Source organism: Alteromonas sp. MMG017 (assembly GCF_018100795.1).
Taxonomy (GTDB): Bacteria; Pseudomonadota; Gammaproteobacteria; order Enterobacterales; family Alteromonadaceae; genus Alteromonas.
In genome coordinates, this window is record NZ_JAGJDY010000006.1 from 39,779 (window position 1) to 53,855 (window position 14,077).

8 protein-coding genes are annotated in these 14,077 nt (G+C 44.7%); 6 read left to right on the top strand and 2 right to left on the bottom strand.

Features of this window, described 5'->3' with window-relative positions:
• Nucleotides 1-91 precede the first annotated feature (91 nt).
• A complete protein-coding gene (locus J8L84_RS10645) occupies nucleotides 92-2,797 on the bottom strand; it encodes a TonB-dependent receptor (RefSeq protein ID WP_211070690.1) in 2,706 nt (901 codons plus the stop codon).
• A gap of 402 nt (nucleotides 2,798-3,199) precedes the next feature.
• Between J8L84_RS10645 and J8L84_RS10650 the strand changes: the two genes are divergently transcribed.
• From J8L84_RS10650 to J8L84_RS10675, 6 genes are all read left to right on the top strand, one after another.
• Nucleotides 3,200-4,195, top strand: a complete 996-nt coding sequence (locus tag J8L84_RS10650; protein WP_247670712.1) for a sensor domain-containing diguanylate cyclase — start codon at nucleotides 3,200-3,202, stop codon at nucleotides 4,193-4,195.
• Between the two features lie 14 nt (nucleotides 4,196-4,209).
• On the top strand, nucleotides 4,210-5,301 hold the full coding sequence (locus J8L84_RS10655; RefSeq protein WP_211070691.1) for a helix-turn-helix domain-containing protein: 1,092 nt from the start codon (nucleotides 4,210-4,212) through the stop codon (nucleotides 5,299-5,301).
• Nucleotides 5,302-5,532: 231 nt separating this feature from the next.
• Nucleotides 5,533-6,846 (top strand): Na+/H+ antiporter NhaC family protein, encoded by a 1,314-nt coding sequence (locus J8L84_RS10660; RefSeq protein ID WP_211070884.1) that lies wholly within the window; start codon nucleotides 5,533-5,535, stop codon nucleotides 6,844-6,846.
• A 377-nt stretch (nucleotides 6,847-7,223) separates the two neighbouring features.
• The gene (gene hrpA, locus J8L84_RS10665; RefSeq protein WP_211070692.1) at nucleotides 7,224-11,252 is read left to right on the top strand and encodes an ATP-dependent RNA helicase HrpA; all 4,029 of its coding nucleotides are present in this window, start codon (nucleotides 7,224-7,226) and stop codon (nucleotides 11,250-11,252) included.
• A gap of 158 nt (nucleotides 11,253-11,410) precedes the next feature.
• Nucleotides 11,411-11,713, top strand: coding sequence for a PilZ domain-containing protein (locus tag J8L84_RS10670; RefSeq protein WP_057792437.1), 303 nt, complete (start codon nucleotides 11,411-11,413; stop codon nucleotides 11,711-11,713).
• Nucleotides 11,714-12,153: 440 nt separating this feature from the next.
• Nucleotides 12,154-12,408, top strand: coding sequence for a DUF2061 domain-containing protein (locus tag J8L84_RS10675; RefSeq protein ID WP_211070693.1), 255 nt, complete (start codon nucleotides 12,154-12,156; stop codon nucleotides 12,406-12,408).
• Between the two features lie 207 nt (nucleotides 12,409-12,615).
• On the opposite strand, the gene J8L84_RS10680 is transcribed toward J8L84_RS10675, so the two are convergent.
• On the bottom strand, nucleotides 12,616-13,809 hold the full coding sequence (locus J8L84_RS10680; protein WP_211070694.1) for a class I SAM-dependent methyltransferase: 1,194 nt from the start codon (nucleotides 13,807-13,809) through the stop codon (nucleotides 12,616-12,618).
• Nucleotides 13,810-14,077: the final 268 nt, after the last annotated feature.

Here is a 14,077-nt window from a genome sequence, read left to right on the forward strand (position 1 = left end):
TATAGCGCGCCCATTTTTTAAACGCTGGTGTATGACGTTTTAGGGTTTAACGTGAACACAGTTTTACAATACGGATTAAACAATGCGCTAATTAGCGCATTTGCCATGTAAAACCTAGTTCAAAGGTGCGGCCATATTCTTCAAATTGGGCGTTGTTAGTGCGCGAGTCGAAGTAATTATAAAATGGCTCGTTATTAATATTGATAGCGTTGAAATACACCTGCATATCATCGTTAATGAAATACTTAGCAGTAAAGTCTAACTGGGCATGTTCATCTTCAAAGCGCAGCATGTCACCGTCAATCTCTTCAAAGTTTTCACTTTTGTACGTCATGGCTAAGCGCAGGCTAAAGTCATTGGCTTCGTAGCCAAAGGTAAGATTTCCAATGGTGTCAGACTGATTTGGTAATTGGGTTTCAAACTTTTCACCATCTAAAATGGTGGTAGCGTCTGAATCTGTGAAGGTTGCGTTTGCTGCCACTAAAAAGCCGTTATTGAATGCTTTGACCCACGACAATTCTAGCCCGTGTAAGCTGGCGCTCTCACCGTTAATTGCTTGAATAGCTTCATCGTAGTCTTCCCAACCTTCAGTGCCTGCTACATCGGCATACACTACAAAGTTATCAATATCTTTGTAGAAATAACCGGCTGACAGTACGCCAATATCCCCAGGGTAATACTCTAAAGACACATCAAGGTTTTGTGCTTCGTAAGGTTGAAGCTCTGGGTTGCCCACTTCTGCTTCACGCTCGGTAACAAATACGCCGTCATCTTCTTCGGTTTTGCTTTCGATAATTTGGAACGCAGCGACATCTTCAAATTTAGGCCGTGAAATAGTTTGGGTATAAGCGGCGCGAAGTTGAAGCTTATCTGAAAAAGCGTAGCGCGCATTGATGCTAGGTAACCAATGATCATAATCACGCTCAGCTTCCCAAACCGTGTTTACCACATCTTCCACATCGGTTTCTTCATTTTCAATAAGCTCAACACGCATACCAGAAGTACTGAAATCAGTGCGCTCGTAGCGTACACCAGCCACAATATGAAGCTTATCAATATCAACACTACCCATAATATAAGCGGCAAAGATGTCTTCTTCGTTAACGTAGGTGGCACCGTTAGATTCAATTTCTGAATCAAGTTCAGCCAATTCTAGTGCAGTGCGGTTGGTGGTAAAATAATCACGCATAGCTGAACGAGACAACCCTGGGCCAAAATCACCCAATGAATAGTCTGGTGAGCTATCACCAAAGTCTGACGGGTCTATATTGTCGAAGTCACCATCGTAAATGAAGATACTGCTGTCTCTGTCTTTTTCACGGCTACGGTACTTAGTCCCTAATTTTAACTCACCTATATAGCTGCCAACGTTGACGGGGCGAGCCAAATCAAGTTTAAAACTGGTTTCAGTGTCTTTGGTGTAGTTGTCTTCAAATGCAATTTCATCAAGCTCATAGGTTGATAAATCTACTGCATCAGCATCGTGTGTTATGGCAGGGCGAATAGTGTTTAAGTTGGCATCAATACTGTCGTTTTCTGTCACAAAGTTATAGTAGAGCGCGTCTGGCTCATCTTCATCAGATTTGGCATAGCCTAATTGCCAGTCGGCTTTCCAGGTTTGTAATTGATGTTCACCGCCAAGGGCTACCGTAAAGATACTCTGGGTTTCTTTTCTGTCTTTACTGCCACGCTCAATTTCTGAGTCTTCACCGTCTAGCGTGAAGGTGTTGCTTAACCGGTATTCTTCGTCTGAAAATTCACTGTAAAGCGTGCGAAGGTAATACTGGTTATTAAAATCTGGGCGGTAATCAAGGTTAACCGCTGCCCCTAAACGCTCTCGGGTAATGGTGTATTGGCGTTGTTCTACTTCATCATCGCCGTTGCTTTCTACGTTGTCAGAGCCAAAGTCTCGGTCAAAGTAAGACAAGGCTGCTGCTACGCCCCAATCTGGCGATAGTTTTTGCGTAATAGTACCTGAAATTTTGGGGCTAACTTCATCACGCAAATCGTTTTGGCTTCCTTGTACGGTAATACTCGCAGTGTCTTGTTGTTTGTCGAAGGCGCTAACACTGGTTACTTCAACAGAGCCACCAATGGCATCTCCATCCATATCAGGGGTGACCGACTTCGACACTTCAAGGGTTTGAATCAGTTCGGAAGGAATAACATCTAATGCCACCGAGCGTACGCCAGATTCAGGCGAAGGAATGTTAAGGCCATTAATGGTTACGTTATTTAAATTTGGATCGATACCGCGAATACCCACAAATCGGCCTTCGCCTTGGTCGCGCTCTATCGACAAGCCAGGTAAACGTTGCAATGACTCAGCGGCGTTTTGATCGGGAAATTGACCTATGGCATCGGCAGAGACCACATTAGATATGCGATTAGATACTCGCTGTTGGTTTATGGCACTGGCTTGGCTGCTGCGTTGACCTAGTACTAATAATTCTTCAAGTTCGTCACCTTCACCCACCTCAATAGCAGGGCGTACAGTTGCATCATCCTTTACTGTAACTTTCTGCGTTACCGTTTCTTCTCCTAAATAAGAAACCTCTAAGGTATAAGTACCCGCTGGTACACCCGAGAAGCGAAAGCTACCGTCGCGACGAGATTCAGTGATTAGGTTCAGCTCTACCAGTCGAACTTTAGCGCCTACGTATACGCGCGCTTCAGCGGCGTCGTTGAGTGTACCCGTAATGGCGCCATTGGCGGCTAAGGCTTGATGAGACAGTGAAAGGCCAAGCGCAGCAATACAGGCAATGCGTAACGCAGAATAACGGGTTTTAATTTTCATTCTTAATCCATAAGTAGTGTGCAGTGAATAATTTGTGATGCCCAAAAATGGTAAAAATACGGCAAAACGTACGGCAAGAACGTAAGGTAAAAATTGGATATGACAGTTACATGACGAGAAGACTATCAACGCCGGCAGAAAGGGCGAATATGAACAGATTAAAAGAAAGGTGAGCTAAATTGACCCGCTAGTAACTTATTAATAAATTTAATTATTTTATTGTTATTTTTAAATTCAAAGCTGCACTGCCACCAATTTGTCACATTGGTGAGCCAAACTGACCCTCGACAATAAGGTTAAAAATGGGATATTTCCTGAGTCTTGTTCTACTGCTTGCCCCTAATTACTTTTATTCGTAATTGCAGGAAAAGCACAGTTTGCTACCCATAAGAGTGCTACATCATGTTTACGTTACGAAATGCCACGCAGTTCAGTCACCACAAAGGCTGGCTGTTCTTTACTTTTGCTACTTGTGCATTGGCAAGCTCATTGAGCCTGAGCTTTGGCAACCCCAAGCCGCTCCCCATTATATCTGGGCTAGATATTGTGGGTGAGGGTAGTGTAGTGCTGCTGACCCTAGGGTGGATTGTTGCGGTGTTGGCCAGTCGGCCGCCGGGTAAGGTCACCAGCTTGTTAATTATGGGCTTAGTGTTTTTCTTATTTTCAATGACACTCGACTTACTTGATGAGTTTTTGCGTTACCCCGACTCTGCCGTGTGGCTTAGCATGATTGAGTCGATCCCCGCCGCTATTGGCATGATCATTATGACAGCGGCGCTTTATCTATGGCATTTAGAGCAGCGTGCAATCAACTTGCAGCTTCGCCGCCGAGAGTGGGACTACCGAGACCACCAAGAAATCGATCCTATCACTCAGTTGTATCGAGGCGATTACTGGCAATCACGGGTTACCGCCTTGCAAGCGTCTGGACATAACGGTTATGTGGCCATCATCGACATTAATGAATTTTCTTATTTTAATCACCGCTATGGGCAGGCCGAAGGCGACCGCTACTTGCACGAAGTTGCGCAGCTGGTGGTAATGAACCTAAGACAACAAGATTTAGCTTGTCGATATGCCGGCGATAGATTCGCGTTGTTACTGCCCAATGTGAATGAAGTCGAAGCACAAGACATTGTAAAGGAAGTTAGAGCAAGTATTGGCCATGTGGCATTTCGCTATAAGGAAGATACGGCCGCCATTTATACCAGCGCGCGAGCAGTGGTTGCGCCGCTTAGTCAGGAAGATTCGCTCACCGCTACATTGCAGAATTTGCTACTTCAGCTTGAAGATGTTGATAGGGGCGAAGGCGATGACGGGAGCAACAAGGGCAGTGTTCTCGGTACTAAGCCCGGAACTAAGCCCGGAACTAAACCTGGTAGCAGGAACGCGGCATAGTGATAGCTTGCTCAATGGCGACACAAGGTCCAACACAAGGGCTAATACAAGGGCAAGTCCTTTCCCCTGCACCAGTGACTAAGTTGGACAAGGTAATACCCGCGTATCACCTTGTCCATGCGGTGCTCGACGTGGCCATTCCCCGTGGTGCAAGCAAAGACAAAATACTTCGTGGCACGGGCATTTTTGAGGATAGCCTCACGATGAATACCTGCATTAGCGCCAGGCAATGTATTGCCTTACTTTCTAACGTAAGAAGTCAATGCCAAGGTAACGATGTTAGCTTTTTGATAGGTAAAAGTTTAGGTGGGGTATGGCTACGTAAAGACATAGCCAATATTAAAAGTAGCCAAAACCTTGAGCAGGCGATTGAAGCACTTACGGCAATACGTTGGGGGAGTATTCCCTTGGTATCGTTTAAGCGCTTTGCGCTACAAGACAAAAACATTTGGGTTTTACAAGACAGCATGGGGTGTGAAAAAAGAGGTAGCCACAAGCTTTGGCCGTTTATTGCCCAGTTGTATTTGTCCATGCTGGTAGCCCTACTGAAGCAGTGGACAGGCACCCGTTTACCTTTAAGCTTTACAATCGATTCTGATAGACCACGCAATGTTCAAGATTTCGAAACTTACCTAGGGCTTCGGGTTGCTTTCAATGCGCCGCTGATGTCTATAACCCTACCCAAATCTTGTATGACTATTCCTTTCCCTTTTGCCGATGATAAAACAGGCGATGCTTTTGGCGAAGTGCTAGGCGAGACAAAGAGAGGTATGGACTATCAGCAATCCCAAGTAATATCAAACTTGAGTTTGCTCGACTATGTAAGAAGTCAGACCTTGAGTGAGCCGCAAAAAGGGTTGGCAGATTTAGCGGAAAGCTTAGGGTGCAGTACCGCAACGCTAAAACGAAAGCTGAGCGATCACAATTACACATACCGAGGGTTAAGCGAAGAAGCCCGGCGGCAACAAGCCATCGTATTACTGGCGCTTAAAAAACTAAACAACGAACAAAGCGCCTCTCAAATGGCATTTTCCGACCTGCCTAACTTTCGCCGTGCAATAAAACGGTTAACCGGCTTAACCCCAAGTGAGCTGCGTGCCCGTTAATTTACTTTGCATTGGGTGCAAAACCTTTTATCCTTTCATTCGTTTTTGCGTATTTGTCTAATTACCTATAAATGTAAGCGCTAGTGTAGACTCGTTCATTTATAGTCAGTCATACGTAAAACGCCTTATAGATACAATAATCGTCGGCTATTCGCCGTGCCCATTCAGATTAAAGAAGTCGAGTTTTCTGTGCAGCAATTAAATTCAAGTAGCCAACCTAAGCCAAACCCAATGGGTCTAACTCCCATCTTATTATTTGTTGTTCTGGTGGTAGCTACAGGCCTTATTACTAACGATATTACCGCTATGCCTATATTGGTAGCGTTCTTTATTAGTGCTGGTTACGGCCTATGCCTAAACCCTAAAGGCGAAAAGGTAAGCTTCTCAGAAAAAGTACAAACGTTTTGCAAAGGCGGCGGCGATAAAAATATCATTCTACTGGTACTGATATTCCTTCTTGCTGGCGCTTTTTACGCGGTCACTATCGATATTGGTGCACGGGATGCGACGGTAAATATGGCACTACAATTTGTTCCCACGGCCATGATATTGCCCGGACTATTTTTGATTTGCTGCTTTATCTCGTTTGCCATGGGGACTTCAATGGGAACCATTACTGCGCTTTCACCCATAGGGGCAGGGCTGGCAAATAGCTTAGGCTTGCCGGTTGAGCTAGCCCTTGGCGTAGTAGTAGGCGGCGCTATGTTTGGTGATAACTTGTCGTTTGTTTCAGACACCACAATTGCGGCCACCCGAACCCAAGGTGTACAGCTTAAAGATAAATTTCGTGCAAACTTGATGGTAGCGTTACCAGCTTGCCTAGCCACCATGGTACTGCTGTTAGTCTTTGTCGATGTAGATACCTCTGAGCTTATCGAAACCAAAGATTACGATGTATGGCGCATATTGCCGTACTTATTCATTATTGGCTTTGCGTTAACCGGTTTTAACGTTATTACTGTGTTGGCAGTGGGTATTGCCAGTGCCTGTGTGGTTGGATTGCTTCAAGGTAGTTTCACTGTGCTTACCATGATGCATAGCATTCAAAAAGGCATGGGATGGATGCAAGACTTAGCCATGATTGCTATTACCATTGGCGGTATTGTGGCCTTGATGCACGCGAACGGCGGAATTACTTGGCTGATTAACCGTTTAACCAAACGTGTTACCAGCAAAAAAGGCGCAGAGTTTAGTATTGCTGGCTTGGTCAGCTTTTTAGATATTACTACCGCTAACAACACTATTGCCATCGTTACCGCAGGGCCCATTGCGAGCGATTTAAATGAAAAGTACGGGGTAGATCCTCGTCGTACTGCATCACTACTCGATATTTTTTCTTGTAGCTTTCAAGGGCTAGTGCCTTATGGTGCGCAGTTATTAAGCGCTGCTGCCGTAGTAGGTATTTCGCCACTAGCCATTACACCTTATTGCTGGTACCCCATGCTTATATTCGTTTTTGGCTTACTGGCAATATGGTTTAACTTCCCTACGTTTGAACAGAAAAATGACGATGAATTAACAGGCGCATCGGCCGCCGTGAAATAGCGCTTATTCAGCGTTGTTGTGTTCAGCACAAACTAAGTATGTATATCACCTGTCTTTGCCTAGGGGTATTAACGATTGGTAACTCAAACCACTTGTTAATACCTGCAGCAATAGCGATGGTTACATCGGTAATTAACGCAAGTAAACATCGCTTCGTTGTTATTTTAATAGAGTAAATATCCAGTTCGTATCACTATGCTATATGCTACGGTGATTAGCGGTGGAAATTTAACGTAACTTCTTCTAGGATCGACCTCCGCTGTTTAGCCGTATATAAAAACGCAGGCTGTTTTAACAGTAATGGCCAACAGTTCGTTTCGCTATTAAGCACCGTAAGTACAGATAGTACAGATCGTATCAAAATGTAGGATGGTAAATTGTCTTCACCTAACGCGCCTTCGTCGCCTGTCGCTTTTCATATTAAACCGCTTTATACACAACTCGATGATTGTCTGTCGGCGGATAAATTCCCTTTAAAACGGCGTATTCAGCAGTTCGCGAAGCAGCTTAATAGCGGTGAAAAAGTAAAGAATACTAACCACAGCGATGCTTCTGGCGATAGCCCGCAAAGCAAATTAGTCACTCGATACGAGAAACTTGCTAACGATATTCAAGCATCAAAAGATAAGCGTGCGTTTAGGCTGAAGAATTTACCAGAAGTTACCTATCCGCCGCTGCCGGTGAGCGATAAAAAAGACGACATAAAAGCTGCTATTGCCGCAAATCAGGTGGTGATTGTCGCGGGTGAGACTGGCTCGGGTAAGACTACCCAGTTACCGAAAATATGCTTAGAGCTTGGCCGTGGAGTCAGCGGCATGATTGCCCATACTCAGCCACGCCGATTGGCTGCACGCAGTGTGGCTACCCGTATTGCTGAAGAGCTCAATACCCCCTTAGGTGAAAAGGTTGGTTTTAAAATTCGTTTTAGTGATCAGGTCAGCGAGCGAAGCTACGTAAAACTAATGACAGACGGTATGTTGCTGGCAGAAATGCAAAACGACCGGTTTTTAAATCAATACGACACCATTATTATTGATGAAGCCCACGAACGCAGCTTAAACATCGACTTCTTACTGGGTTATTTAAGGCAGTTATTAGACAAGCGCCCTGAACTTAAACTGATTATCACCTCGGCCACTATCGACCCTGAACGTTTCTCGAAGCACTTTAATAACGCGCCTATTATTGAAGTGAGTGGACGTACGTATCCGGTAGAAATTCGCTACCATAGCCCTGAAGACAATGAGAATGATACCGACCAAACCGATGCTATTGTAGGTGCGGTTGATGAGCTATTAACCGAGAAACCGGGCGATATTTTGGTGTTCTTAAGTGGTGAGCGGGAAATTCGCGACACCCAAGATGCCTTAATGCGCAGGCAATACCGAAACACGGAAATTGTGCCTTTGTATGCGCGGCTTTCCGCCGCTGAACAAAATCGTATTTTCCAGTCTCACACCGGTAGGCGCATTGTGCTGTCTACCAACGTGGCAGAAACTTCGTTAACTGTGCCGGGCATTAAGTATGTTATCGACCCTGGTGTGGCCCGTATTTCTCGCTATAGCGCCCGTAGTAAAGTACAGCGGTTGCCTATAGAGGCTATATCGCAAGCCTCTGCAAATCAGCGAGCTGGGCGATGCGGCCGTGTGTCAGACGGTATCTGTATTCGTTTGTACAGTGAAGATGATTACCTTGGCCGCCCAGAATTTACCGACCCAGAAATACTGCGTACTAATTTGGCCTCGGTTATTTTGCAAATGCTTGCGTTGGGGTTAGGGGATATAGCCGATTTTCCTTTTGTTCAGCCGCCAGATAACCGCAACATCAATGACGGGTTTAGGTTGCTAGAAGAAATTCAGGCCATCGTGAAACAGAAAGGCCGTATGCAGCTTACTAAAATGGGCAGGCAGATTGCTCGTTTACCTATCGATCCTCGTTACGCCCGCATGGTGGTGGAAGCACAGCGCACCAACGCGTTGATGGAAGTCATGGTTATTGCTGCAGGGTTATCTATTCAAGACCCTCGCGAGCGGCCACAAGATAAACGCCAACAGGCGGATGAAAAGCACAGCGAATATACCGATAAAGATTCAGATTTTATTAGTTTGTATAACCTGTGGGACGCCTTTAAAGCGCAGCAAAATGAATTAAGCCAAAATCATCTTCGTAAATGGTGTAAGAGCCAATTTATCAACTACCTGCGTATGCGCGAATGGCAAGACATTGTTAGCCAACTTAAAAAGTCGGTGGCCGAATTGGGCTTTGGTATTGTGAAAAACGAGCCAGATTATCAAGCAATCCACGAAGCAATTGCCAGTGGATTGCTATCGCATATTGGTTTTAAAGATAAAGACAGAGAATACTTAGGCTCGCGTAATACCCGCTTTATGATCTTCCCAGGCTCTGGGCTTTCTAAGTCGCAGCCTAAATGGGTAATGGCGGCTGAATTAGTGGAAACCTCTAAGCTATTCGCCCGCATGGTAGCGAAAATTGACCCCGCTTGGATAGAGTCGTTGGCTGGGCATGTTAGTCAGCACAGTTATTCAGAGCCTCACTGGTCGAAAAAACGCGGCGCCGTTATCGCGTTTGAAAAAGTGACCTTGTTTGGCTTACCCATAGTGATGAAACGAGCCAAAGTGTATAGCTTAATTGACCCACCGGTATGCCACGAACTCTTTATTCGCGAAGGCTTAGTTGAAGGTAACACGCGGCTTAACTTTGGTTTCTTAAAAGAAAACCAAGCCTTGCTTGAACAAGCCGATGAGTTTGAACAAAAGACCCGACGCCGAGATCTTTTGGTTGATGATGACGAACTGGTACGTTTTTATGCCTCGCGCATTCCGGTAGAAGCCAACAACGAAGCCGCATTTAAGAAATGGTATAAAAACCAAGAGGCTTCAGCCAAGCAAGCTGGCGGTGAAAAGTCGGGTGCCAAAAAGTCGAGTGTTAACAAGATAAGCGACGTACTTACTTTTACCGAAGATGACGTGTATCGCCAACAGCCTGGCCAAGCCATAGAGAACGCGTTTCCTGATGCGTGGCGACAGGGCAACATCACCATGGGGCTTCGTTATCATTTCGAGCCGAATGCGGATGACGATGGGGTTAGCGTTATTATTCCTTTGCCGGTACTTAACCAAGTAGAAAACATTGGCTTTGATTGGCAAGTGGCAGGGCTAAGGCATGAGCGCATAGTATCGATGATCAGAACCTTGCCAAAGCGTTTGCGCCGTAACTTTGTACCTGCGCCTAACTTTGCTGATGCCTGTATTGCCGATATCAGCGAAACGGATAAAAACGGCCGTCCAGTAAGCCTGGTAGAGGCCGTTACCGCCAAGCTTCGTAAAATGACAGGTATTACCGTAGAGGAAGACGAGTGGAACTTGTCGCAGCTTGATAGGCACCTAATCATGCACTTTACGGTAGTGAACGATAAAGGCGATACCATCGCCCGTTCTGACGATTTACACGCCCTAAAACAGCAATGTGCTGGGCAAGTGAAGGAAACTTTTGAAAAAGCAGCCACGCCAGAACTTGAGCGAAGTGGTATCGAAAGCTGGGACTTCGACACCTTACCAACCACTTTTGCCCAAAAGATGGGAGGCTTTGAAGTGCAAGCTTTCCCTGCATTGGTAGAGAAGGGCGACAAGGTAGATATTGCCCTTATCGACGAGCCTGAAAAAGCGCAATCTATGCACCGAAAAGGCGTGAACGTGTTGATTAAAAACGCCATGCCGTCGCCACTTAATTACTTGCAAAGTAAGCTGCCCAATAAAGCGAAGTTAGGACTTTACTTCAATCCATTTGGGCAAATTAAAGCGCTTATTGATGATTGTATTTTTGCCGGTATAGACGCGCTGGTGGGGGAATACTGTGAAAAACACAGTACAGATATTCGTAGCAAAGCTGATTTTGATGCCTGCGTAGAGATAGTGCGCGCAGAAATTAACGACAAAGTACTCGAAATAGCCAAGCAGGTAGAGCAGGGCTTGACCCTTGCTCATCAATGCCAAAAACAAATGAAAGGGAATGTGCCCCTTAACATGATAAACGCATTGGGCGATTGCAAAGGACATCTTTCAAGCTTAGTGTTCCCGGGGTTTGTATCTGATATTGGTGAAGCACGTCTTAACGATTGGAACCGTTATATTAAAGGCTTATCTCGTCGTTTAGAGAAACTACCAATTGATCCGAACAAAGACAGAATGCATCAACTCACGGTAGAAAAAGCATTAAGTGAGTGGGAGAAAGCCTGTGGTAAATACCCGAAAGGCAAAGTACCACAAGCGTTATTGAATACACGTTGGATGATTGAAGAATTAAGGGTGTCTTTATTTGCGCAAGCATTAGGGACGGCTTACCCCATATCAGCTAAGCGTATCTCACTGTTTTTAGCTGATTTCTAAGTGGAAAACTAAGCACCTTGGTTATTTTCCCAAACAACAGGAAATAATTTTCTAAATATAATCGGACAATTCTTGGTCAGTCTGATTGACAAGCGGCCTACCTCGCCCTATAACAGGTAGAGCAACATGTGGTTTGAATACGTAGCGGAGATGTAGAAATGTTGGGATACGACGATAAGCGAAACTTTTTCAGGATGATGGTTAATTCGCCTTGTCAGTTACAGGTTACTGATGATGAATCGAGCCGCACTATGCAAGCGATGTGTAAAGACATAAGCGCAACGGGCATGTCTTTAGAAGTTGATGAACCCTCATTAGAAATTGGTACGCAAGTTAGCGTTGCCATAGATTCCCCAAGCTCTCAAGTGCCTTCATTAGCAGCTATTGCTACTGTGGTTCGCTGTGAGCCAGACACAGAATCTAGCTGTTTGATTGGGGTTGAAATCTCAGAAATGAAATAAGCTGCATAAGGGCTTTCGCAAGCCTAAGCTTATTTATTATTTGTGACTCACGAACTTTCTCGTGAGTCAGGCTAGCTTTGCTTCACGCTGCTACTTCTAACTAATTACAGCCACTCATAGATAGGCTTCTAGCCGTCATTTTTCCGACTCCTTCTGCAATATGCTTCATGCGCTTTAATATTTCAGTGACTTCACTCGCTGATTTCTCTCATTAATGTTTCTCGCTTACGTCTATCACTAAAATACCCGCAGCGACATGTGCCACTATTTTTGAAACCTACAAAGCAATTTTTTAAATCTACTTTTCCATATTAACTCTTTCATAATAGGGAAATCGAATAAGTCGATGGCATGCTTCGTAAAAATCAATTGTCTTTAATGTTTCTAATCGATAATAATTCTCATTAACGATTCGAGACAAACTTATTAGGTAACTCATTATGAAAAAGACAATCACTTTTGCGTGTATGCACTTCACCGTCGCTTTTACAGTGGCATATTTATTAACCGGCAGTGTAGTAGTGGGTGGGGCTGTAGCCTTAGTCGAGCCAGCGGTGAACACTGTAGTTTTTTATTTCCACGAGCGAGTCTGGAAGAAATTTGAGAGCCAGTCTAAAGACCAAGCTAGCGAGCAGCAATTAAGTAGACGTTCTGAGCAGACTTTTGCTTCAAATGAGATGACATTGGCATCGTAAGCGTTTGCTAAGTTTGCCTCTTATTTGAATTTTTGAAAAACGTGGCGCTAACGGTGAGTTAAGTTTAATTACACTTAATAAAACCTTAGCGCCGCGTTTTTTTATGCAAAATGAATTAAACAAAAAGCCTGTATTAATTTGCTTGTTTGTTTACCTGTTTCTTTATTTGTTACTGTTACTAAATTAATTGTAAAACTACGCATGATATTACAGGTCAGTCACTTCGCAAACTAAACCCTTTAAGTAATACCCTTCAGGGTAGCTGCCAATCACCGGGTGATCGGTGGCTTGATTCAGTCGAGCAATAATCTTAATGGTTCTTCCTGCATCCAATGCGGCATCAGCCACTATTTTTTGGAAAAGGTCGGCTGGCATTAGGCCAGAGCAGCTAAAAGTAAGCAGTAATCCACCATTTCTCACCGCATGAATACCGTACAGGTTAATATCTTTATAACCTCGTGCGGCACGAGTAAGTGATGCTTTGTTATCGATGAACTTGGGTGGATCGAGGATAACCATATCAAACTGGTCGCCACGTTCGTGGTATTCACGCAACTGCTTGAATACATCTTTTTTAACGTAATGACTTTTGCTTTCATCTAAACCATTTAACGCCACATGCTGCTTAGCAAGGTCAAGGGCTGGCTGAGACACATCCACATTAGTAACTGATTTAGCACCGCCTTGTAATGCATAACAAGAAAAGGTACCGGTATAGCTGAAGCAATTAAGCACGTCAGCGTCTTTGGCATAATGTGCAGCGGCAGCTCGGCTATCTCGTTGATCAAGATAAAAGCCCGTTTTGTGGCCGTTCTCAATATCAACAACAATAGAAAGCCCATTTTCTTTTACTGTAACTTGCATGGGGGGCTCGCCGCTCACCACGCCGGTCACTGGCTCCAAGCCTTCTTTTTTGCGCACATCAACGTCGCTTCGCTCATAAACATGAGTGCCGGGCTTCAACTTGTTTATTGCCCACACAATTTTATCACGGTGTTTTTCAGCGCCAGCGCTTAGCAATTGCAGCACGGCTACGTTGTCATACAAATCTATGGTAACGCCAGGAAGGCCATCACTTTCAGACGCTATCCAACGAAAAGCATTGGTAACTTCTGGGTCAAATAAACGGGTGCGTAATTTGAGCGCTATTTCCATGCGGCGTAAAAAGAAGGCGTTATCAATACTTTCTTCTTTGCTAAAGGTCCACATGCGCACTCGAATTTGCGAAGTGGGAGAGTAGGCTCCCCGACCTAACCAGTCACCTTCTGAATCGAATACATCAACGGTGTCACCACTGCGCCCTCTACCTTTTAGCTCTGCCACGGCGCTTTCAAACACCCAAGGGTGGCGACGACGAAGGGATTTATCTCTATTAGGATGCAATATAACTTGTGATGACATGAAACGTACTCTATTTCTTGAATTAGCTAGGAAGTGGGTATTGCATAGGGAAGCCTTTAGCCATAAAGAGCCTTTAGCCAAATAAAGCCCTTAGCCAAATAAAGCCCTTAGCCAAATAAAGCCTTTAGCCAAATAAAAGCCTTTAGCCAAATAAACTGCCCTTGCAACCACACGTAAGCGGCGGGCGAAGTATAGCGATAAAGCGGTGGCTATGCGAATGATTAGCAAGTTTACCGCGTTGAAGGTAAGTATTTTACAAGTTATGAAA